Origin of the sequence: Microcystis ichthyoblabe FBCC-A1114 (assembly GCF_050500245.1) — a bacterium.
Lineage (GTDB): Bacteria > Cyanobacteriota > Cyanobacteriia > Cyanobacteriales > Microcystaceae > Microcystis > Microcystis ichthyoblabe_A.
On the sequence record NZ_CP191408.1, the window covers coordinates 4,599,307 to 4,621,251 of the forward strand.

Consider the following 21,945-nt stretch of genomic DNA (forward strand, 5'->3'; position numbering starts at 1 on the left):
ATTGACGATTTTTACTTTTTACTTGATTTTATGTCTTTAACTCTCTCAGAACAACTCAAACGAGAACAATTATCCTACCCTCAAACTCTCCTCCATCATCTGCAAAAGTTACGGCATTTTGTGACAGTAGAAGGAGAGGAGAAATTGCAGCAGTGGAAAAACCTGATTGAAAAGGATAATTTTCAACCTAGCACCCGTAATTTAGCCTATTATCTCGCCCTGAGACAAGAAGATATCCGGGATTTACAATTAGCTTTAATGCCCTGGGGATTATCTTCCCTAGGCCGGATTGAATCGAAAGTTTTACCGACTCTCGATGCGGTAATTGCCACTTTAGGGGCGGTTTGTCATCAAGAAGCCTCATTATTACCCAAACATCCCCCTTTAGAGGCATTTTTCCAAGGAGATCAACTTTTAGCCTCCCATAGCGCCGAAGTTTTTGGTCTGTCTTCCCCCCGGCGTCGGGTGCGAATTATGGTGACAATGCCGACGGAGGCGGCAACCGACCCCGATTTTATCGCCCAATTACTGCGTTGCGGGATGGACTGTATTCGCATTAATTGCGCCCATGATAGCCCGAAAGAGTGGCAGGGAATGATTGAAAATCTGCGCGAGGCAGTCAAAAATCCCGAAAATTTAGTCAATGGACATACCTGTAAAGTTTATATGGACTTAGCCGGTCCAAAAATCCGTTTAGAAGAGATTTTAGCTCCCCAGTCCCAAACCAGACTATATCAAGGGGATTTTCTCCTCTTAACCACCCAACCGCCCCATACTGCCCATCCTCAGTATTTTCAGGCTAATTGTTCCCAACCGGAAATTATTCCCCAAATTCCCGTCGGGGCGAAAGTTTGGATTGATGATGGTCATATTGGGGCTGAAGTTATTGCCATAATGCCGGAAGGTCTTTTACTAAAAATTACCCACGCCAGGGAGAAAGGGGAAAAACTCAAAGCAGATAAGGGACTAAATTTCCCCGATACCGTCTTAAATATCGATCCTTTGACCGCAAAAGACCGGCAAGATTTAGATTTTATTGCCGAAAATGCCGATATTATCGGTTACTCTTTTGTACAAAAAGCCAGCGATATCGAGACACTACAGCTAGAGTTACAAAGTCGTTTGGGGGATGCTTGGCGACAAAAAGCAATTGTGGCCAAAATAGAAACACCTTTAGCCGTGAAAAATCTACCCGAATTAATCATCCATGCCGCCGGTAAACAACCTTTTGGGGTGATGATTGCCCGGGGTGATTTGGCTGTAGAAATTGGCTATCAAAGATTAGCAGAAATTCAAGAGGAAATTCTCTGGTTATGCGAAGCGGCCCATATTCCAGTAATTTGGGCTACCCAAGTCCTAGAAAATCTGGTCAAGAAAAGTATTCCCTCCCGGGCCGAGATTACCGATGCCGCTATGGCCGAAAGGGCTGAATGTGTCATGCTGAATAAGGGGGAATATATCCGCGAAGCGGTGACAATTCTCGATGATGTTTTACAAAGAATGCAGACCCACCAAGCTAAAAAAACGCCCCAATTACGCGCTCTCCATTCTTGGGTTTAGGCAGTTTCAGTTATCAGTTATCAGTTATCAGTTATCAGTTATCAGTTATTAGTTATCAGTTATCAGTTCACTGTTTACTGTTTACTGTTTACTGTTTACTGACCACTGAAAAAACTCCCACTCCCCCACACCTTTTCAACAGGATTGAGAATCAGAGGCTCTTCTGGTTTCTGTGTGGAAACGAGGTCTATACTGATAGTTTCTTCGACAAAATAGTCCTAAAAGTGTTACCCGATAAGCATTTCACGATTCCATAAGCAAAAATTATCACACAAAGTCGAGAAGAGCCAATCAGAGGCAAATTAACGCATATTATTGACCGCACCGCTAACCAAACCAGCGCTAACATAGCGACCATAACCATCAAGACGGTTTTGTTGAGCGATTCGGGAGGGATTATTGACGAGATCGGCAACTCCCACACCCATCATCACCACGGAGATAACTGCGATTAAGTAGTTACGGACAAAAGTTGGATTTTGGTGGCTGACTAACATGGTTGTTACCTCTCTTTCCTGTCGATAACCTTAGAATACGAGAGGGTTTGGGGTGATGTCAGTCCCATAATTCCGGGTGACAGAAGTGGAAAAAAGTGGAATCCACAGATAAGCTATGATTTTTTGTCGATTAGAATCGGTAAATAGGGAATCGGGAACAGGAAAAGGGCAATATTCGTCGCTTATATGGTTAAATAATCAGTAAATTGCCTAAAAACTGACATATTCTCCAGAATATGACCCTAGAAACAGCGATTATGACCATAAAATTTTTCTGGCCTTTAGTTTTAGGATTATCTATTGTTATTATTGACAATGGGCAATATTTGAGAGCAGAAACGGTAACTTTGAGCGCCAGTCAACGGCAACAACTGCGATCGCTAGATGCTAAGATTATTTTACCTAACTATATCCCCCCCGGATTTCGGGCCAGCGAGATTAAAATCCTCGCAGAAGAGGGGAAAGGATACGCAGTCCTCTTTGAAAATGCCGAGAATAGCTGTTTTTTGGTGGAAGGAATCGAAAACGCCAGGGGCGATGATGGTTTAGAATTAGAGGGAACCCTAGCGCTCAATTCCCCACTATTTGGAGAAGGATACTGGCTTAATTATGGTACACCCAAAGACTCGGAATTAAGGCAACAATTCCCCGAACCCGATTTATATTCCGATTGGATGAAAATGGGAGAATATTTTTATCGTCTCAGTGGGGCATTAATTGCCCGGGAGGAGTATGATTATCCTAATTGCCGTCAAGATATTTCCCCATCGGAAGCGGTTAAAATAATCGAATCTTTTGGAGATAACAATTAAATTGAATTTATCTACAGTCATTTCTAATCTACAACAAAAAGGCAAGGAGCGGTTAGCTTGGTCTGATTTTTTTTGGTTAGGATTAGTAATAATTTTGGGACTGGTTATTAGGTTAACACAATTAACGAGCAAACCTCCCTGGACGGATGAATTTGCCACTATGGTTTTTAGTATTGGCAATAATTACCAGATAGTGCCGTTAAATCAAATAATTTCCCTAGACACTTTATTAGCACCTCTCCAGAGCAACCATCAGGCAACTATTGCCGATGTAATTAAATTAGTTATTCAGGAGGACAATCATCCACCTTTATATTTTATTTTCGCCTATTTCTGGAATAAATTATTCTTTGATCGGGGAGAATATGTATCTTTAGCAGGAATGCGATCGCTGGCAGTATTTTGGGGAGTTATTTCGATTCCTCTAATTTATTTTATCAGTAAATTGGTCTTTAAATCTGGCTCGATCGCTTTTCTGTCGGCGATTTTAATGGCGGTTTCTCCCTACGCGGTTTTTATCTCCCAAGAAGCGCGTCATTATACTTTAGCAGTTGTATTTGTCCTCATATCTTTAGGCTGTTTTCTGAGGGCAAGCAGCAAAATTATCGACCATAAGAGAATATCCCATACTTTGGTTTTTTTCTGGTTAATTGTCAACTGTCTAGGGTTATTAGTCCACTATTTTTTTAGTTTAACTATCCTAGCGGAAGTGCTAACTTTATTATGGATTTTATTCAAGCAAATCAAACAAAAAAACTTTTGGATAACTAATTGGTGGCGTTTAAGTTTAGTTTTTTTAGGTAACTTGAGCTTTATTATTATTTGGTTTATCAGCTTTGTACCCAAAGATTATGGCAATCAGATGACTGGTTGGATTCAGAGAGACAATGATAGTTTTTTAGCCGTAATTAGCCCCTTTTTTCAGTTACTGGGAACATTAATAACTATGCTTTCCCTGCTCCCCGTTGAATCAGAATCTTTAATAATTATCTTGATTTCTGGGGCAATAATGATCGGTTTTTTTCTCTGGATTATCCCACAATTAAAAACAGCATGGCTAGACTCCTATAAACCAGAATTAGGCATTCTCTCGGCATTTTTTCTCAGTTCAATTGCCATTTTCTTTGTCATCACCTATCTGCTTTCGATCGATATTACCCGGGGAGCTAGATATAGTTTTGTTTACTTTCCCTCGGTAATTTTAATTCTGGCAATTTTATTAGACAATTGTTGGCAAAGGCAGCAGAAAAGAATAGTAATTATTGTAATTATCATGGCTTTAGTTAGTTCCCTAAGTGTGACTTTTAATTTAGGCTATCGTAAGTATTATCGCCCGGATAAATTAGTTACCATCATCGAAAATAATAGCCGTTATCCGTTAGTAATTGCCACTAGCTATAGGAGTTTGGTGCAGGTGGGAGAAATGATGGGAATTGCTTGGGAATTTAACCAAAAATTTCCCGACAAAAACCCTAAGTTTCTCTTAGTTAACCCAGAACAAAAGCCAAATTTTAATCGGTCATCTTCTCCCCCTTTTGAATTATGGTTAATCAATTTCCATTCTTCAATAGATTTATCGGACTGTCAACCTTCAGAGTTGTCCTCCAATTATGTAACAGGTTATCAATATCAAAAGTTTCTCTGTGGGCGATCGATGAATTATAATAATAAAGTTAAGTAGGGCTATTAACTATGATTATTTGGGTAAATGAACAGATTGATCCCTGTGGTTTAGTACAAGCTTGTATTGCCTGTCAAGACGAACAAGCGGCAAAAGATTGTCATCAAAGTTGGTTAACCAATCTTACGGACGAACAAAAACAAGCGGGATGGGTAGCAGTTTTAAGAACCGTAGAATCCTGGGATGATGTACCAGTAAATGCTCTGAAGTTAAGTTATTAACTAGGGTTTGCGGCAAAAAGTTTTGCGTGGGTGTGGGGTGTTTTTAAAGTTGAATGGGGAGTTAATCCCACTATTAACAACGTCAATCGATGACAAAATTTTGGCTGCCAGAGCTTTGAGAGCAAAAACAGGCGAAAAGACAGAAGAGAAAGGAGATATCTGGCTAAAATAACGTCAGTTCGGGTTAGGCAGATTTTACCATGACTTTCAGGAAAGAATAGGACTGACTGGCTACGGTAAAATTAGGGTTTCGGCTTATCTCGAACTGAGGTTAAAATAAAAAATATTTCAGTTATCAATTTTTCGTGAATATCAGAAAAGAAATCACTTTATTGATGATGTGCATGGCATTTTCGGGTACATTTTTCGGTGAGGTTTTCGCTGCTCCACGTCTTGACTGGCACAGTGCCGATTTTGAAGGTCTGCGAGTAATTGCCGAGTCAGCTTGGAAGACCGAATACGAAGCAAAGAAACGCGGGGAAGAACTACACTTCAAATATGGATTTCAAAATCTGGGTATTCTTTGGATTCCTTACTATAGTAATCTATCGGGAAAATCGCTCTATCAAACAATTATCGTTCCAGAGGGCAATTGTGATCGATTTTTACAAGAGAATATTCGACGAATCAATCGCGATGCCTACTGCTTTACACCCAGTAATCGTGGTTTAGCTCCCAACCGTCGAGGTGGTCGGATTTTCTAATTTTATATCTCCCTGGCTGTGGTAATTCTCAACTCAATTTTAGAGTGAGCAAGAAGGCTAAAGCCTAAAATAAAAAAGAGGGCAGGTTTTACCCCACCCTTTGGTCTTATTTTAAACGAATTACTAACCGGCGATCGGGTTCCACGCCGCGACTTTCCGTGGTTAAATCGTTTTCTTCCTGAAAAAAGGCATGGATTTGGCGACGTTCCGCCGAAGATAGGGCTTTTAATTCTATTTCCTGTCCTGTTTGCCGCACTTGCGTCGCCGCTTGATTAACCCAGTCGAAAAGTTCTGACTGTCTTTGTTGACGATAGCCATTGATTTCGACAATATAGAACTGATGTTCTGCCGACTCGACACCAATATTCAGAATCGTATTAGCTAGGGATTGAATCGCATCCAGTCCCTCACCCTTGTTAGCGAGGAGGAGTTCCACTTGTTGGGGACTCAATTGACTGCTATCAATAATTAACCAACAGGAGGAAGGTCCAGTTCCCAATTCCTGCACACCAATCTGGACATCTGTGGGCATGGCCATCAACTTTAGCAGTTTTTCCAGCCATTGTTTAGCTTTCTCGCTATTTTGCTCCCATATACTCATTACGATGTTTTTTCCTTTTTCTTGCTAGAACGTTTTTCAAAGGGGAGAGCATCGCGGGATTTTTCGGTTTTTTCCTGTTCCGCTACCAATTTTTGCAGGTTTTCCGGTAAAGGTTCCCGCATCAAAATTACCGTTTGAATAGTTTGGAAGATGTTCGCAGTTAGGATATACATCAATACCCCCGCCGGTAAGGGGAAAAACAGGAACATCATACTAAAAATTATCGGGGTGATTTTATTCACCGTTTGCTGTTGTTGGGCTGCTCCCCCCGAAGGAGCGCCGGCGCCGGATAACTCTTGGTTAACATAGATACTAATACCGAAAGCGATCACCATCGCCAAGATATCCCAGTGAATTTCACCATTGGCACCGGTTGCCCCAATTCTTCCCAGGGCCTCAATAAAGAGAAAACCCGTATTAGCGGCAATCCCCGGCACGATAACTTTAATACTGGCATCTCCGGGGGCTAAAGCGACGATAGAACCGTCTTCATTAACTTGCACCAGTTCTTGACCTTTAACCACCTCGTAGGTGGGTTTTAGGTTATTTTCGGGTGCTTCCGTGGCTAATTGGCTTAAAGACTTGCCCTGGTCGTTTTGCAGGTCGATTTTTACCTGTTCTCCCGGGGCGATTTTATTGCCTTGGGGTAAAAAAGCGGTGATGGGATAGTGGAGAGACTCGTCAATATAAACGTTTTGGGGTTTGGTGCCATAGGGTTGGCGCTGGACGAGGGCGATTTGTTCGCTCGGTAACACCTGTAAATCGACGGTGTAGTTAATATCCGAGAAGGGGGAACCCCGCAGCGTCGCAAATAAAGCCAAAAGAATCGGCATTTGTAATAACAGGGGTAAACAACCGGCCAAGGGATTGCCCAACTCCTGCATTAATTTGCCCATTTCCTCCTGTTGTTTTTGGGGGTCGTTTTTGTAACGTTGTTGAATTTCTGCTTGTCTTTCCTTCATTAAGGGTTGAGTGATTCGCATTTTTCTCATATTGCGAATCTGGCCGGCGCTTAGGGGAAAGACGGCAAATCTGACCACCAGCGTTAAAGCAATGATGGCGAAACCGTAACTATGCACAATCCGAAAGAAAAAATCTAGGATTGGCAACATGATATTTGTGGAAATAAATCCGACTCCAAAATCCATGGCTTTAATCTATGCCTTCTCGTTTAATGGGGGTTCACTTTGACAAATCTAATTTATCGAATCGCGGTGATCGATTATTTTGTTTTATTGACTGATGATCGATTCTAGGGGACGACCGGTTTTATCGGCGACTCTTTCGGCAATGTAGTCATGAATTTCCCGGAATTTCGGCATCGCGCGCATTTCTAAACGACTTCTATCCTTGAGAGTTACGACAATGTCTCCCCAAATACCAATTCCTCTCGGCATTTTTGCCACTTTTGCCACTTCTGAATAGATAATATCTGTGCGATCGCGTCCCATCCAACCCCCAGTGATTGAAATCCGCCGATCGGTTATCTTATATCTTAACCAGATTGCCCGCACCACTGCCCCAACGGTTAAAGGTAAACAAATCACTGTAAATCCTAGCAGTATATTGATGATTAGGTCGCCGATGTGCGGACCGCCTTCATAAAAAGTTTCTTCTTTAATGCCCATGAATTATATTGGCCTTCACTAACAACTGCTTTAATTCTCGCAAAAAATGTTCATAATTGCACTCGATCGCCCCGGGACGGATAATGATTATTCCTCGCCATCCTGTCGCTATTTCTGGCAATAACTGCCGAATTACCGCTCTTATTTGCCTTTTTAGTCGATTACGAACCACCGCTTTTTTACTAACTTTCTTGCTAATCGAGATGCCAAAACGACTGGGAAGAGCCTTATCCGGGCCAGAATCCTCTAAACTAATTAAGGTTAAGTGGGAACCGTGATAACGCTTCCCTGTTCCATAGACAGCTTGAAAATCCTGTCGATGTTTTAAGCGATGAACTTGGGGTAATCCCACGAAAATTAGTCGGTTCCCAGAATAACCTAAACACTTAAACGATAGCGTCCTCTTTTCCGACGAGCTTTAATCACTTTACGTCCGTTGACGCTACGCATTCTCGCTCTAAATCCGGAAGTGCGCTTCTGTTTGCGCGTGGTTCCTTCTAAAGTACGTTTACTCACTGCTGATTTTTCTCCTTAAGATAGAGTTAGTCTATAGATATTAAAGACACAATTTTTGATTATAACAAAATTCCTAGGAATTTGGAAGCCTATGGTCAAGCTCCGTTTTGGTCGGGATATCTGTAATTGTCTCCCGGTGGCTGAAAAGCGCGAATGGTTAGTCACTAATGGTATTGGGGGTTTTGCCTCGGGAACTGTGGCCGGATTGCTAACGCGCTGTTATCATGGCCTGTTGATCGCTGCTTTGGCTCCACCGACGAAAAGAACACTTCTAGTGACTAAAATCGATGAATCGGTACAATATAACCAGAAACTCTATCATCTGGCCAGCAATCGCTGGTTAGGTGCTACGATCGAACCGCAAGGCTATATTAATATCGAAAGTTTTCATCTGGAAGGGACAATTCCCGTCTGGACTTTTATCTGTGGGGATGCCTTACTAGAAAAGCGTATCTGGATGGAACAGGGAGAAAATACCACCTATACCCGCTATACCTACCTTCGCGGCAATTCTCCTTTAACCCTGAATCTGACTGCTTTTGTCAATTATCGTGATTTTCACGGCAATACCCAGGGTTTTAACTGGCAAATGGCTATTAGTCCCCTAGAAAAAGGAGTAAGAGTGATTGCCTATGACAATGCTGTACCTTTTTATCTATTAATCAGTCAGGGAGAGGTTTTTCCCGCTCATATCTGGTATTATCGCTTTGATTTGGCCGTGGAACGTTATCGTGGTTTAATCGATCGGGAAAATCATCTCCATGCCGCCAGTTTTTCGGCTACTCTTAAAGTGGGAGAATCGGTGACAATTGCCGCTAGTACCCGTCCCGATCCGAATTTAGACGGTCAATCTTCTCTAGAGTCTCGCTATCGCTACGAAAATAGTCTGATTAATCCCCAGCAGCCGCCATGGATTCAACAACTTACCCTCGCTGCCGACCAGTTTATCGTTAGTCGTCCTCTCCGGGATCAACCGGACGGCAAAACGATAATCGCGGGTTATCCTTGGTTTGGTGATTGGGGTCGCGATACGATGATCTCCCTAAGAGGATTAACTTTGACTACAGGCAGATATGCGATCGCCCGTCAGATTTTACTAACTTTTTCCCGTTATCTAGACCGGGGTTTATTGCCCAATTTACTGCCCGATGGCGGAGAAATGCCCGAATATAACGCTGTCGATGCTATTCTTTGGTATTTTGAAGCCATTCGTTCCTATTTTAACCAAAGCCAAGATTTTGAGTTTCTCAAAACTATTTATCCCGCTTTAACGGAAGTGATCGCTTGGTTTCGTCGCGGTACTCGCTACAATATTCACCTAGATGACGATGGTTTGATCTATGCCGGCGAAACGGGAGTACAGTTAACTTGGATGGATGCCAAAGTTGATGATCTGGTGATTACTCCCCGCATCGGCAAACCCGTAGAAATTAATGCCCTTTGGTTCAATGCCCTAAAAATTATGGTTCAATTTGCCCATTATTTGGGCATGGATGCCACTGATTACGAAAAAATGAGAGAAATGACCTTAAAAGGGTTTTCTCGCTTCTGGGACGATTCTCTAGGGTACTGTTACGATGTTTTAGATACGGACAAGGGTAATGATGCCAGTTTACGACCGAATCAACTTTTTGCCCTGTCTTTGTCGGTGGAGGAGTTATTAAATTCCCCACAGAAAAAGGCCATTCTCGATATTTGTGCTTTAAAACTTTTGACTTCTCGCGGTTTGCGATCGCTAGATGTGGATCATCCTGATTACCGTGGCGTTTACAGTGGGGATCGCTTAAAAAGAGATAGTGCCTACCATCAGGGGACAGTCTGGGGATGGTTATTAGGGGCATTTATCGAAGCCCATCTAAAAGTCTATCGCGATCCCATCCTAGCCCAGAGTTTTTTAACACCGATGATTGACCATCTTCGGGATAGCTGTATCGGTAATTTAAGTGAAATTTTCGATGGTAATGCTCCTTTTACTCCTAGGGGTGCTTTTGCCCAAGCATGGACGGTGGCAGAGGTATTAAGGGTTTGGCAAGGGATCCAAGAATTTGGGCCATAATCCTTTAAAATAAGCAATGGTTAGGTGTGTTAAACCCCCCAAAAGACCGACCCTAAAAACCTCAGTTAGACCGTTAAAGACAAAACTCTTATGCAGAAACCGCAAGTTATTTTTCTCGATGCTGTGGGAACCCTTTTTGGGGTAAAAGGCAGTGTCGGAGGAATTTATAGTCAAATAGCGGCGGATTTTGGGGTAGAGGTGGCGGCCGAGAGTCTAGAACAGTCTTTCTTGGCTATTTTCCCCACTTCTCCCCCCCTAGCTTTTCCTGACGTTGAACTGGCACAAATTCCTGAGTTAGAGTATCGCTGGTGGCGATCGCTGACTGGGGCAGTTTTTAATAATTTAGGTTATCTGGAAAGATTTCCCGATTTTGAGGCTTTTTTTGGCGAACTTTATCATCATTTTGCCACGGCCGAGCCTTGGGTGCTGTACGAGGATGTCATTCCCGCTTTAAGACTCTGGCAGATTCAGGGGATCGAGTTGGGCATTATTTCTAATTTTGATAGTCGTATCTACCAAGTTTTGGCCGAATTAGGCTTAGAATATTTTTTTCGATCGATCACGATTTCTTCCCAGACAGGAGCAGCTAAACCCGATCGGGAAATTTTTCAAATTGCCCTGCAAAAACATGATTGTCCCCCCGCACAAGCTTGGCATATTGGCGATGGTAAAAAAGAGGACTATCAAGGGGCAAAAGCCTTGGGTATAGAAGCGTTTTTAATTAAAAGATAAAAGCGAGAAAAAGTCTTTCAGTGGGAAGAGGGGATAGGGAGGAAAAACATATCCCCAAAACCAAAATATCTGAACACTTTTTGATGTGGAGGTGTTAGAGGGATTCCTGGGATGGAATGGAAGTAGATTCGGACTGATCAGCGTTAGGATCTGTCTCTTTGGGGGCGGCCACTTTTACCAAAGCATGACGCAAAACATCTTCTCCGAGAGTGTATCCTCGCACTAGCTGCTCGACTACCGTGCCTTCGGGATGTTCATCGGTGTACTCCCGCATCATCGCTTCGTGGTAGCTAGGATCAAAGGGTTGACCTTCCGGACGCATGGGGGAAACGCCCAAACGCTTGAGACTGTCCACTAAGGTTTTATAGACCCCTTGGTAACTCTTGTGAATACCCATCTCGCCATCGTTAGCTGGTTTAATTTGAGTACGAGCGCGCTCAAAATTATCCACCACACCAAGAATTTCCATCAGGGTTTTGCCCTTGATTTTTGTTTCCAGTTCCTCTTTTTCCTTGGCCGTGCGTTTGCGAAAATTGTCGAACTCGGCTGCTAGAGTGATATAGCGTTTCTTATAGGCATCAACCTGTTGGGTTTGTTCCTCTAACTGCTGTTTGAGAGTATCAATTTCCTCTTGTAGAGTATCGATAGTCATTCCACCTAGAAAGGAAAATTCCTCGCTAGAGGCGGCCTTGTCCGTCACCGTTTTGGCTTCATCGGTGACACTGGCTTCTGATTCGTTTGTAGGAGATTCAGGGGAATTAGAAGAGGATTCTTGGTTTTCGTCGAAAATTGCCGAGGTATTTGGTTCTGCACTCATGGTATAGGATTTTAGTGGGGAATTTGGCAATATATGACCATTTAATGCTGATTTTGGTCTTTAAGTACCAGCTAATAATCAAGGTTTAACCCTTAATGTAACATTTTGTGGACAAGATCCGTAACTAGATATAAGCGGCCCCGATAGATAATCAGTGATCTAGAAAAATTTTTGCTAGAATGCAGTTTTCTCGGTAAAATTGGGAAGATTAAAGGGTAGTGAAGAGGTTAGGAATCGTCTATGACATTTTCTTCCAAGAAAACCCGTGCTGTCGCCCTACGCAATTACTTTTCCCCTTTTGGTAACAAGTTAGTGCAGTCGGGCTATATCGGTGCCGAGCAAATGCAACAGGCCCTGGTAGAAACGCGGAAATCGGGACGATCGCTAGTAGAAATATTGCAAAAACTAACCGGGCGGCCTTTGCCCCCGGATTTACAGCGACAGTATAAGAAAAACCAGTTATTTGAACTAAAAATTCTCTACGGAGTCGAATCGCTCGACCCAGAATTGAGCGATGTGGATGGACTGGAAATAGCCAGGCTGATCGATTCTTTGATTCCGATCGATCTTTGTCGTCGCTATCGTCTCATCCCCCTGCGTCGAATCGAAGGAGAGCCAGCCGCGATTTTGATAGCCATGGTCGATCCCGACAACCTCGCGGCTACTGACGATATAAATCGTATCCTCCGCCCCAGGGAGTTAGGTTTACAGCGTTTGGTGATTGCCGGGGAAGATTATGAAAGATTACTGGAAAAATTCCACTCGGCTCAATCGGAACTAGAACGGGAGAAAGCCCGACTGCAAAAAGAAAAAGAACTGGAAAAACTCTCGGATCTGACCGATATTGTCGGCAGTCTTGATTTGACCTCTGGTGTTGCTAACGATGAAGTGGCCGATGATCTCGGAGAAGGGGATGCTAATCAAGCCCCCGTCATCAACCTTGTCAATAAAATTATAGCTAAAGCTCTACAGGAAGGATCCTCCGATATTCACATCGAACCCCAAGAAGAATTCCTGAAAATTCGCTTTCGCAAAGATGGAGTTCTTCATCAAGCTTTTGAGCCACTGCCGAAAAAAATCGCCCCGGCGGTCACAGCCCGGTTTAAAATCATGGCCGATCTCGATATTTCCGAACGTCGTCTTCCCCAGGATGGTAAAATTCGGCGGATGTATCAAGGACGAAAAGTAGATTTTCGGGTTAATACCCTGCCCAGTCGCTACGGGGAAAAAGTCTGTTTAAGGATTCTCGATAACTCGGCTACCCAGTTGGGTTTAGATAAACTAATCACCGATCGAAATACTCTGCAAATCGTCCGAGACATGGCTAGTCGTCCCTTTGGTCTGTTGCTGGTGACAGGCCCCACCGGTTCAGGGAAATCCACAACTTTATACTCGGTGTTAGCGGAAAGAAATCACCCCGGAATTAATATTAATACCGCCGAAGACCCGATCGAATATTCTCTGCCAGGCATCACCCAGGTGCAGATAATTCGCGAAAAAGGCATGGATTTCGCCTCAATTCTGCGGGCATTCCTGCGACAAGACCCGGATGTGATTCTGGTGGGAGAAACTAGGGATAGGGAAACGGCTAAAACGGTGATCGAGGCCGCCTTAACCGGTCACTTGGTCTTAACTACCCTACACACCAACGATGCCGCAGGTGCGATCGTTCGTCTTGATAAGATGGGGATTGAACCGTTCATGATTTCTGGTTCTCTGTTGGGAATCTTGGCCCAGCGTCTCGTGCGGCGCGTCTGTACCCAGTGTCGGGTCGCCTATCACCCTAGTCAAGAGGAATTAGCCCGTTTTGGTCTTTCCGCTGCCAATGAACAGGAAGTGACTTTTTATAAGGCTAATACCCTAACTATGGAGGAAATTCAACAAGCGCGAAAACAGGGCAATCTCTGCCTTAAGTGTGCTGGCAGCGGTTACAAAGATCGCATCGGTGTCTATGAGGTAATGCAGAATAGTGAACGAATACAGCAGTTAATTAACCAAGGGGCGACAACCGATCGCATTAAGGAGGCGGCCGTTGATGAGGGCATGGTGACACTCCTAGCCTATAGTTTAAATCTGGTGCGCGAGGGTTACACCACCCTCGAAGAAGTAGAACGGGTGACACTGACCGATTCTGGTCTAGAAGCGGAATTAAAAGCCAAACGGAAAAGCGGTTTAATCTGTCGTGGTTGTCGCGCCGAACTACAACCAGAATGGCTCGATTGTCCCTATTGTATGACACCGCGATTTAGTTATTAAGACAGTTTTTCAGTTATCAGTTATCAGTTATCAGTTATGAGATTTGAGTTTTAAGTAAGGAGTATTAAGTGAGTAGTCTTAAATAGCACTTTCCCAATGTCTTTTCAATAGTTACTGGTTATTGTTAACTGATTTTACCTTATAGATGGAGTTTAACTTATGGAATTAATGATCGAAGATTTAATGGAACAATTGGTCGAGATGGGCGGTTCCGATATGCACATTCAGTCTGGGGCGCCGGTCTATTTTCGCATTAGTGGCAAACTGTCCCCGATTAATGAAGAATCTTTAACCCCGCAAGATTGTCAGAAATTGATTTTTAGTATGCTCAATAATACCCAAAGAAAAGAGTTAGAGCAGAATTGGGAATTAGACTGTTCCTACGGGGTGAAAGGATTAGCAAGATTTAGGATCAATGTTTATAAAGAAAGGGGAGCCTATGCAGCTTGTTTACGCGCTTTGTCCTCTAAAATGCCTAACTTTGAACAATTAAATTTACCAGAAGTGATCCGAGAATTATCGGAAAGACCGAGGGGATTAATTCTCGTAACTGGCCAAACAGGTTCAGGTAAAACTACCACTTTAGCGGCAATTTTAGACTTAATTAATCGGACTAGGTCTGAACATATTTTAACTGTAGAAGACCCAATTGAATACGTTTTTCCTAATATAAAAAGCCTGTTTCACCAACGACAAAAAGGAGAAGATACCAAGAGTTTTGCTAACGCACTAAGAGCAGCTTTACGAGAAGACCCTGATATTATCCTTGTGGGAGAAATGCGGGATTTAGAAACAATTAGTTTGGCAATTACGGCGGCGGAAACCGGTCACTTAGTCTTCGGAACCCTACACACTAGCTCGGCAGCGGGAACAGTGGATCGGATTATTGACGTTTTCCCCGCTAACCAACAGGCACAAATTCGCGCCATGTTATCCAATTCTTTACTAGCAGTTTTTAGTCAAAACCTAGTCAAGAAAAAAAATCCCAAACCGGGGGAATTTGGCCGGGCAATGGTACAGGAAATCATGGTGGTAACTCCAGCGATCGCTAACCTAATTCGCGAAGGAAAAGCCCCCCAAGTTTACTCGGCAATTCAAACGGGAATGAAGCTAGGAATGCAAACTATGGAACAGGGATTAGCTAATTTAGTTGTTAGCGGTGTTATATCCTTTGAAGAGGCAATTTCTAAAAGTAGTAAACCCGATGAATTACAACGTCTGGTCGCTGGGTCCGTTGCTAACGCCAAAACTAAAGCCCGTTTCTAATGATAAATACTGTTTAAAAGGCATAGGAGATTGGGGAGTACCGAAGCAGGGACAATAAATAAAAATAATCTCCTGACTCCTGATGGCTAACAGCTAACAGCTAAAAAACTGATAACTGATAACTGATAACTAATTTGTCCTATGCCTACTTTTGTCGCACAAGTTAAAAGCAGCTCTGGAAAAGTTTTCCAAGAGAAAGTTGAAGCTATGTCTCCCGATCATGCTCGAATGATACTGAAGGCAAAATATGCCGCCGTCGGTAAAGTCAAAAAAGCGGGAGGAGAGATCGATCTTTCTAGTTTAGAGTTGATATTTGCCAAGATTTCCATCAAAGATAAAGCGGTTTTTTCCCGTCAATTTTCGGTAATGATTAATGCTGGTGTGCCGATTATGAGATGTTTGGGAGTTTTGGGGGATCAATCCAGTAATCCCAAGATGAGAAAAGCACTACAAGCGATTAGCACCGACGTACAGCAAGGGAGTCCGTTATCGCAAGCGATGGCCAAACATACCGAATGTTTTGATGAACTTTATGTCAGTATGATCGAAGCTGGAGAGACGGGGGGGGTACTCGATGAAGTGCTGCTCCGTCTCTCGAAACTTTTGGAAGATATGGCCCGCTTGAAAAACCAGATTAAATCAGCGATGACCTATCCGGTAGCGGTGGGAATTTTGGCGATAATTGTGTTTTTCGGGATGACCATCTTTTTAATTCCCGTGTTTGCCAAAATTTTCACCGATTTGAAGGTGCCACTACCAGCTTTAACGCAATTTATGCTCTTTTTAAGTGGTGTGATGCGTAGTTGGTTGATTTTAATTCCGATTGTCACCATTGCCGCCACGGTTTTTTTGCTGCGTCGCTATTACAAAACCCCGATAGGTCGTCTGCAAATTGACTGGTTTTTCCTTAAAATGCCCCTTTTTGGCGATTTGAATAAAAAATCGGCTGTGGCTAGATTTTGCCGGGTTTTTGGGACTCTGACGCGTTCTGGTGTCCCGATTTTGAATTCCCTTGATATAGTTTCTAATACAGTGGGTAATCAGGTAATTGCTAATACGATCGCTAGTGCTAAGAAGGAAATTCAGCAGGGGGGAATGATGAGTTTGTCCCTACAAAAAGCCAATGTTTTCCCACCTTTGGCCATTCAAATGATTAGTATTGGTGAAGAAACAGGAGAATTAGATACAATGATGATGAAAGTGGCGGATTTCTACGAAGATGAGGTGGAACAGGCCGTTAAAGCTTTAACCAGTATCATTGAACCCTTGATGATGGTTGCTATTGGGGTGATGGTGGGAACTATTCTTGTGTCTATGTACCTACCCATGTTTAAAGTCTTCGACGCCTTGCAATAAGTTTATCAGTGATCAGTTATCAGTGACTATTGCCGGTAGCCTGAAATCAACCAGATTTTAATTTTCATCTCCTTTTATTTGATTAGGTGAATCTGTCTCTTAGGAAACTTTTGGTTGTTCAAAATTACCGGCCAGCTTTGGTTGATGATTCCTTGGAATTAGTCGATCAAGATTAGCTGACTTTCTGGGGTTAGAGCATAAAGGGAACAATTTACGATGGTTAAGCTCCTAAAATCAAGCGCTGACGATGAAAATTAAGCAGCGAAATCTCTTGGCCAGAAACCCTTTCTAACATCTCGACGATATGATCGGGCTGTAGTAAAGTGCCATCATTGCGACAACTGCCCACATAGCACAAAACGGCTTGTTTGTCAACAGTTTTTAACTCTAATTCATATAATTGTTCTCGCAGATTAATCGTGACTTTTTTGCCGGATTTGGTGGTTTTTTCCCGTTCCATCACCGTTGCTTGTTTAATTGCCTCGATCCAATTTTGCCACTGTTGGCAGTCAATTCCCTCGCTATTAAAAGTGAGCAAATACTCGGCTTTTTCTAACACACGGGTGGCAGCAGGAGCATTTAAAGGAATTTCTTCCACCTGATAAACCGGCAAATCTGCGGGTAATTGTGCGGTTAACTGCTGTTTAAACGTCTCTAAATCCATCACTTTTGTCAATTCAAAATCGACAATCTCACCGCTACTGGTTGCTCCCAAGGATAAAGCATTGGCGATCGAAATGCGCGGACCGGGGTGAAATCCACCAGTAAAGGAAATGGGAATAGCAGCCCGACGGACGACGCGATCAAATAAACGCACCAGATCCAAGTGGCTAACTAGAGCCATTTCGCCAATTTTGCCAAACCAAACCCGAATTCTTTGGGTGCGTTCTTGATTGGGTTGAAAATGTCCGGCAAAAGCGGGAATCGGGGGCGCTTCAATGACGATATTATGACCAAAATCGACGCTACAAACGCCACAATGGGAACAACCCTCAAAAGAACAATCGGGAACCGTTGCCGCGTCTAGAGCGCGTTTTAAGTCCTCCTCTAGCCATTTTTTATCGATACCGGTATCCAGATGATCCCAGGGCAAAGGACGCTCTAAAATATCTTTGTCTGTATCGGCAAAAATATTCCATTCTCCCTGTTCTACCTGACGATATTTCCAGGTTAAACCGGATTCTTCGATCGCCTGTGACCATGCTTGATAGGCTTTTTCCGTATTATCCCACCAAGCATCCATCCCGGCTCCCAATTGCCAAGCGCGCAGCACCACTTTCCCTAAACTTCTGTCACCGCGACCGATAAAATCTTCCATAGCCGAGATGCGGACATCGGTATAATTGACTTTTACCCCTCTCATGCCTTGGAATTCCTGTCTTAATAACTCCTGTTTGCGGATAAATTCGGCCGTCGAGACGGAATGCCACTGGAAGGGGGTATGGGGTTTAGGGGTAAAATTCGAGATAGTTAGGGTAAAATCCAGGGGTTTCCGCTTCGGTAAACGACATTCCCGACGCAACCAACGCACCGTTTCCACGATACCAATCACATCCACATCGGTTTCCCCTGGCAAACCGATCATAAAATAGAGTTTGACCTTATCCCAACCCTGTTCGACGGCAGTTTTTATCCCTCTGAGTAATTCTTCGTTGGTTAACCCTTTGTTAATCACATCGCGCATTCGTTGGGTTCCCGCTTCCGGTGCAAAGGTTAAACCCGATTGACGATTGCCCCCAATTATGTTAGCAATATTTTCGTCAAAGCGATCGACTCTTTGACTGGGTAAGGATAGAGATATATTCTCATTCTGGAGACGGTTTTTAATCTCCATACCCACGGCAGGTAAAGCTAGATAATCGGAGCAACTGAGAGATAATAGAGAAAATTCGTTATATCCCGTCGCTCGCATTCCTTTTTCAATCGATTCGATTACTGCTTCCGGTTGCACATCCCGCGCAGGACGGGTTAACATCCCCGGTTGACAAAAACGACATCCCCTAGTGCAACCGCGACGAATTTCCACCACTAGGCGATCATGGACTGTTTCGACGAAGGGAACTAAACCGATAGAATAGGCTGGGATAGGAGTGGCTACCCGGCGTAAAATTCTTTGCGGTACATCGTCACGATTGGGGATAACTGCACCGATTGGGGTGACATCGTAGAAACGCGGCACATATACCCCCGGAATTTGGGCTAAATCTAGTAATAGTTCTTCTTTGCTTAGATTAGCTAGTTTGCCCTCTTCTAAAATTAACCCGATTTCTGGCAATAATTCTTCGCCATCACCGAGGGCGATAAAATCAAAAAAGTCGGCGTAGGGTTCGGGGTTAGAGGTGGCAGTTTGTCCCCCGGCAAAAATTAGCGGATAGTTACCCGCATCTCTTGCTCTCCAAGTCAAGGGAATTGCCGCTAGGTCGAGCATTTCTAAAATATTGGTTGCTCCTAGCTCGTAACTAAGACTAAAACCGAGAATATCAAAATCGGTGAGGTAACGACGGGATTCTAGGGCAAATAGGGGGGTTTTTGTCTGTTTGAGTTTTTGGGCTAAATCCGGTGCGGGTAAATAAGTGCGATCGCAGAGTTGGCGAGGTTGTGCATTGAGGATATTGTAGAGGATAATATGGCCGAGGTTAGATGCCCCCACTTCGTACACTTCCGGATAGGTTAACACCCAACGAACCACCGCACTTGCCCATTCTTTATGTTTAGCACCTAACTCGTTGCCCAAATAACGCGCTGGTCGAAAAATGTCGGGGGTGAGCAGTTGGTCTAAAGCAATAGTCACGGCAATCTACCTCAGATATCGTCAGCAATGGGTGCTTTTCTACTATAGCAGCCAGAATCGAGTCAGTTATCAGTTATCAGTTATCAGTTATCAGTTATCAGAGTTCAGTTCACTGATTACTGTTTACTGTTCACTGAAAATACTTCCCACTCCCCCATCTCCCTAAAATTCCAGAGGTTATAAGATAATTAAGCGACGATGAAAGAACCGTTAATTGAATTGAGAGGAGTATCGAAAAGATTCGGGGATAATGTTATTCTCGACGGATTAGATTTAACCATTTATCGAGGGGAGGCCCTGGTAATTATCGGGCCGTCGGGAACGGGAAAATCAACGGTTTTACGGTTAATTGCGGGATTAACGGGGATAAATGCGGGAGAAATTCGTATTAAAGGCCAATTGCGTCAGGGATTGCTAGAAGATGGTCGAGAAGCGATGCGAACTTCCTTAGTTTTTCAACAAACGGCCCTGTTTGATTCTCTCACCGTCGGGGAAAATGTCGGTTTTTATCTCTACGAACAAACTAACTTAAAAAAAGCCAGAATTAGGGAATTAGTGGAAAAAAGCTTGGAAATGGTCGGTTTACAGGGAATTAGTGACCTTTATCCTTCGGAACTATCGGGGGGAATGCGTAAACGGGTGGCTTTTGCCCGCGCTATTATCACTAATCCCGATAATCCGGCTGATAATCCTGAATTACTGCTGTATGATGAACCTACCGCCGGATTAGACCCAATAGCTTCTACAATTATCGAGGATCTAGTGCGGACTCTCCATGAAAAATCAGGGTCTGCGAACACCTATGTGATGGTTTCTCACCAACAAAGTACCATCCGACGCACCGCCGATCGAGTAGTATTTCTCTATCAGGGAAAAGTGCAATGGCAGGGAGTGGTGGCAGATATCGATCGTACCGATCATCCCATGATTCGGCAATTTTTTAGCGCCAGCATTGAGGGACCGATTAGGACAATCGTTTAAGCTAGATTAAGCTAAATTAAGAACTATCGAGAATGAGAGAAAAATCATGCAGAGTTCGCGAGCTTTACGGGAAGGAAGACTAGGTTTGTTTGCCCTAGGCGGATTATTGGTCTTTGGGGTGCTCGCTATCTGGGTTCGCGGGGGAGGATTTGGTCAAAGAACCTATCAATTAATCTTCGAGTTTGCCGACGTGGAAGGGTTACAAGTCGGGGCGCCGGTGCGTTTTCGCGGGGTGAGAGTGGGAAGAATTACGAGTTTTATCCCGGGGAGTAATCAAGTGGAAGTTATTGCCGAAATCGCTTCTGCTACTTTAGTTATGCCTAGGAAGGTAACTGTTACTACCAATCTTTCCGGATTAATTGGGGAGGCAGCCATCGATATCACTCCCTTAGTTTCTTTAAGTGCTGAGGCCAAAAATCTCGACCCTCTTAGTCCCGACTGTGATCAACAGTTAATTCTCTGTAATAATAGCCGTTTACAGGGGAAAACAGGAACACAATTAATGTCTAGTGTTGGTCGTTTAGTGGATACTTTTACCAGTCCTGAATTTGTGGGTAATCTCAATGATGTCACCAAAAATACCGCTATAGCAGCTCAAAAAATCGCCCGTTTATCCGATGATACCTCCCAGACTATCCGTAATGCCCAAAGAGAAATCTCTCGTCTATCTTTGGAATTAGCTACCACCAGTCGCTCGGTGACTAATACGGCTAATAATGCCTCCCGTTTTGTCAATACTTTAGATAATACCGTTCAGGAAAATCGCAGTCAAATCAGCAGAACTTTTCAACAATCTTCCCAATTAGTCGCTAATCTTAATGCTGTTCTCAGCGAAAATCGTGGACAAATTGTTAATACTCTCGATAATATTAATCAAGCTAGTTTAGGTATTGGCAGTCTCGCTAATAATCTCAATAATACCGCCCTGAGGTTGAATGCTGGTTTAGATGAAATTGATACTAAACAAGTCATGCAAAATGTCGAGACTATTTTGAATAATGCAGTGGAAACATCGAATAATTTACGAGAAATTACTAAAACTATTAACGATCCTGCTACAATTGTCGTGCTGCAAAAAACTCTCGAATCTGCTAGGGTGACTTTTGAAAATACTCAAAAAATCACCTCCGATATTGATGAGTTAATCGGTGATCCCCAATTTCGCGAGAATTTAAGACGTTTAATTGATGGCTTAAGTAATCTGCTTTCTTCTGGGGAACAGTTAGAATATAATTTGCGTATCGCTCAAACTTTAGATACCATGACTCAAGAGTTAGCTAAACAAAAAGTTTTGACCATCTCTCGACCTTCTTTAAATCCTAAGCAAATGCAACTCTATCCCCAATTTATCGTTCAACAACCCCCCACGAGTGAAAAATGACAAAACAGCACAATTCAAGCGATTGGCAGTGAACAGTAATCAGTGAACTGAAAACTCACATCTGATAACTGATAACTGAAAACTCACAT

Annotated in this window: 20 protein-coding genes; 12 read left to right on the forward strand and 8 right to left on the reverse strand. The window is 43.3% G+C overall.

From position 1 onward, the window contains the following. Window positions 1-30: 30 nt before the first annotated feature. A complete protein-coding gene (locus tag ACQY1Y_RS22425; protein WP_430013591.1) occupies window positions 31-1,560 on the forward strand; it encodes a pyruvate kinase in 1,530 nt (509 codons plus the stop codon). A 302-nt stretch (window positions 1,561-1,862) separates the two neighbouring features. Here the strand turns inward: ACQY1Y_RS22425 and ACQY1Y_RS22430 are convergent, their stop codons facing one another. Next, the gene (locus ACQY1Y_RS22430) at window positions 1,863-2,057 is read right to left on the reverse strand and encodes a hypothetical protein (RefSeq protein ID WP_002738625.1); all 195 of its coding nucleotides are present in this window, start codon (window positions 2,055-2,057) and stop codon (window positions 1,863-1,865) included. A 236-nt stretch (window positions 2,058-2,293) separates the two neighbouring features. Here ACQY1Y_RS22430 and ACQY1Y_RS22435 point away from each other — a divergent pair, with 236 nt between their 5' ends. The 4 genes from ACQY1Y_RS22435 (at window position 2,294) to ACQY1Y_RS22450 (ending at window position 5,475) form a co-directional block, all read left to right on the forward strand. Further along, window positions 2,294-2,869: a hypothetical protein gene (locus ACQY1Y_RS22435; RefSeq protein ID WP_002738922.1), complete on the forward strand. Its 576-nt coding sequence runs from the start codon at window positions 2,294-2,296 to the stop codon at window positions 2,867-2,869. 1 nt (window position 2,870) lies between these two features. After that, window positions 2,871-4,550 carry a glycosyltransferase family 39 protein gene (locus ACQY1Y_RS22440; protein WP_430013592.1) on the forward strand — a complete coding sequence of 560 codons (1,680 nt, stop codon included), beginning with the start codon at window positions 2,871-2,873 and terminating at the stop codon, window positions 4,548-4,550. 11 nt (window positions 4,551-4,561) lie between these two features. Beyond that, window positions 4,562-4,771, forward strand: a complete 210-nt coding sequence (locus ACQY1Y_RS22445) for a hypothetical protein (protein ID WP_002752080.1) — start codon at window positions 4,562-4,564, stop codon at window positions 4,769-4,771. 305 nt (window positions 4,772-5,076) lie between these two features. Next, complete coding sequence (locus ACQY1Y_RS22450; protein ID WP_287230906.1) at window positions 5,077-5,475, forward strand: hypothetical protein; 399 nt, start codon at window positions 5,077-5,079, stop codon at window positions 5,473-5,475. Window positions 5,476-5,581: 106 nt separating this feature from the next. Here ACQY1Y_RS22450 and ACQY1Y_RS22455 read toward each other — a convergent pair whose 3' ends face one another. The 5 genes from ACQY1Y_RS22455 to rpmH all read right to left on the reverse strand — a co-directional run bounded on the left by ACQY1Y_RS22455 (window position 5,582) and on the right by rpmH (window position 8,220). After that, window positions 5,582-6,076 carry a protein jag gene (locus ACQY1Y_RS22455; RefSeq protein WP_002739254.1) on the reverse strand — a complete coding sequence of 165 codons (495 nt, stop codon included), beginning with the start codon at window positions 6,074-6,076 and terminating at the stop codon, window positions 5,582-5,584. Further along, window positions 6,076-7,224, reverse strand: coding sequence for a membrane protein insertase YidC (gene yidC / locus ACQY1Y_RS22460; RefSeq protein ID WP_002739053.1), 1,149 nt, complete (start codon window positions 7,222-7,224; stop codon window positions 6,076-6,078). Before yidC ends, ACQY1Y_RS22455 begins: the two co-directional genes overlap by 1 nt. Before the next feature lie 84 nt (window positions 7,225-7,308). Continuing rightward, window positions 7,309-7,704 carry a PH domain-containing protein gene (locus ACQY1Y_RS22465; protein WP_002763099.1) on the reverse strand — a complete coding sequence of 132 codons (396 nt, stop codon included), beginning with the start codon at window positions 7,702-7,704 and terminating at the stop codon, window positions 7,309-7,311. After that, window positions 7,694-8,056, reverse strand: coding sequence for a ribonuclease P protein component (rnpA, locus tag ACQY1Y_RS22470; RefSeq protein WP_130758085.1), 363 nt, complete (start codon window positions 8,054-8,056; stop codon window positions 7,694-7,696). The genes ACQY1Y_RS22465 and rnpA overlap by 11 nt, the downstream gene beginning before the upstream one ends. Window positions 8,057-8,082: 26 nt before the next feature. After that, window positions 8,083-8,220: a 50S ribosomal protein L34 gene (gene rpmH, locus ACQY1Y_RS22475; protein ID WP_002739276.1), complete on the reverse strand. Its 138-nt coding sequence runs from the start codon at window positions 8,218-8,220 to the stop codon at window positions 8,083-8,085. A 91-nt stretch (window positions 8,221-8,311) separates the two neighbouring features. Between rpmH and ACQY1Y_RS22480 the strand changes: the two genes are divergently transcribed. Next, a complete protein-coding gene (locus tag ACQY1Y_RS22480; RefSeq protein ID WP_430013593.1) occupies window positions 8,312-10,276 on the forward strand; it encodes an amylo-alpha-1,6-glucosidase in 1,965 nt (654 codons plus the stop codon). 90 nt (window positions 10,277-10,366) lie between these two features. Continuing rightward, a complete protein-coding gene (locus ACQY1Y_RS22485; protein ID WP_430013594.1) occupies window positions 10,367-11,008 on the forward strand; it encodes an HAD-IA family hydrolase in 642 nt (213 codons plus the stop codon). A gap of 94 nt (window positions 11,009-11,102) precedes the next feature. Here ACQY1Y_RS22485 and grpE read toward each other — a convergent pair whose 3' ends face one another. Then, window positions 11,103-11,825 (reverse strand): nucleotide exchange factor GrpE, encoded by a 723-nt coding sequence (gene grpE, locus ACQY1Y_RS22490; protein WP_002742600.1) that lies wholly within the window; start codon window positions 11,823-11,825, stop codon window positions 11,103-11,105. Between the two features lie 240 nt (window positions 11,826-12,065). Here grpE and ACQY1Y_RS22495 point away from each other — a divergent pair, with 240 nt between their 5' ends. The 3 genes from ACQY1Y_RS22495 (at window position 12,066) to ACQY1Y_RS22505 (ending at window position 16,703) form a co-directional block, all read left to right on the forward strand. After that, window positions 12,066-14,081 carry a GspE/PulE family protein gene (locus ACQY1Y_RS22495; RefSeq protein WP_430013595.1) on the forward strand — a complete coding sequence of 672 codons (2,016 nt, stop codon included), beginning with the start codon at window positions 12,066-12,068 and terminating at the stop codon, window positions 14,079-14,081. 159 nt (window positions 14,082-14,240) lie between these two features. Next, a complete protein-coding gene (locus ACQY1Y_RS22500) occupies window positions 14,241-15,347 on the forward strand; it encodes a type IV pilus twitching motility protein PilT (RefSeq protein ID WP_123231223.1) in 1,107 nt (368 codons plus the stop codon). Window positions 15,348-15,488: 141 nt separating this feature from the next. Further along, window positions 15,489-16,703 carry a type II secretion system F family protein gene (locus ACQY1Y_RS22505; RefSeq protein WP_002738524.1) on the forward strand — a complete coding sequence of 405 codons (1,215 nt, stop codon included), beginning with the start codon at window positions 15,489-15,491 and terminating at the stop codon, window positions 16,701-16,703. 220 nt (window positions 16,704-16,923) lie between these two features. Here ACQY1Y_RS22505 and ACQY1Y_RS22510 read toward each other — a convergent pair whose 3' ends face one another. Further along, window positions 16,924-19,494, reverse strand: a complete 2,571-nt coding sequence (locus ACQY1Y_RS22510) for a TIGR03960 family B12-binding radical SAM protein (RefSeq protein WP_430013596.1) — start codon at window positions 19,492-19,494, stop codon at window positions 16,924-16,926. A 198-nt stretch (window positions 19,495-19,692) separates the two neighbouring features. Here ACQY1Y_RS22510 and ACQY1Y_RS22515 point away from each other — a divergent pair, with 198 nt between their 5' ends. After that, window positions 19,693-20,475, forward strand: coding sequence for an ABC transporter ATP-binding protein (locus ACQY1Y_RS22515; protein WP_002752097.1), 783 nt, complete (start codon window positions 19,693-19,695; stop codon window positions 20,473-20,475). A gap of 46 nt (window positions 20,476-20,521) precedes the next feature. Next, complete coding sequence (locus ACQY1Y_RS22520; protein WP_016514373.1) at window positions 20,522-21,856, forward strand: MlaD family protein; 1,335 nt, start codon at window positions 20,522-20,524, stop codon at window positions 21,854-21,856. Window positions 21,857-21,945: the final 89 nt, after the last annotated feature.

Bases quoted from the DNA above. Each gene is read 5' to 3' on its own strand.
- ACQY1Y_RS22425 (WP_430013591.1), top strand. From the start codon at position 31: ATGTCTTTAACTCTCTCAGAACAACTCAAACGAGAACAATTATCCTAC.
- ACQY1Y_RS22430 (WP_002738625.1), bottom strand. From the start codon at position 2,057: ATGTTAGTCAGCCACCAAAATCCAACTTTTGTCCGTAACTACTTAATC.
- ACQY1Y_RS22435 (WP_002738922.1), top strand. From the start codon at position 2,294: ATGACCCTAGAAACAGCGATTATGACCATAAAATTTTTCTGGCCTTTA.
- ACQY1Y_RS22445 (WP_002752080.1), top strand. From the start codon at position 4,562: ATGATTATTTGGGTAAATGAACAGATTGATCCCTGTGGTTTAGTACAA.
- ACQY1Y_RS22455 (WP_002739254.1), bottom strand. From the start codon at position 6,076: ATGAGTATATGGGAGCAAAATAGCGAGAAAGCTAAACAATGGCTGGAA.
- yidC (WP_002739053.1), bottom strand. From the start codon at position 7,224: ATGGATTTTGGAGTCGGATTTATTTCCACAAATATCATGTTGCCAATC.
- ACQY1Y_RS22465 (WP_002763099.1), bottom strand. From the start codon at position 7,704: ATGGGCATTAAAGAAGAAACTTTTTATGAAGGCGGTCCGCACATCGGC.
- ACQY1Y_RS22480 (WP_430013593.1), top strand. From the start codon at position 8,312: ATGGTCAAGCTCCGTTTTGGTCGGGATATCTGTAATTGTCTCCCGGTG.
- ACQY1Y_RS22485 (WP_430013594.1), top strand. From the start codon at position 10,367: ATGCAGAAACCGCAAGTTATTTTTCTCGATGCTGTGGGAACCCTTTTT.
- grpE (WP_002742600.1), bottom strand. From the start codon at position 11,825: ATGAGTGCAGAACCAAATACCTCGGCAATTTTCGACGAAAACCAAGAA.
- ACQY1Y_RS22495 (WP_430013595.1), top strand. From the start codon at position 12,066: ATGACATTTTCTTCCAAGAAAACCCGTGCTGTCGCCCTACGCAATTAC.
- ACQY1Y_RS22500 (WP_123231223.1), top strand. From the start codon at position 14,241: ATGGAATTAATGATCGAAGATTTAATGGAACAATTGGTCGAGATGGGC.
- ACQY1Y_RS22505 (WP_002738524.1), top strand. From the start codon at position 15,489: ATGCCTACTTTTGTCGCACAAGTTAAAAGCAGCTCTGGAAAAGTTTTC.
- ACQY1Y_RS22515 (WP_002752097.1), top strand. From the start codon at position 19,693: ATGAAAGAACCGTTAATTGAATTGAGAGGAGTATCGAAAAGATTCGGG.
- ACQY1Y_RS22520 (WP_016514373.1), top strand. From the start codon at position 20,522: ATGCAGAGTTCGCGAGCTTTACGGGAAGGAAGACTAGGTTTGTTTGCC.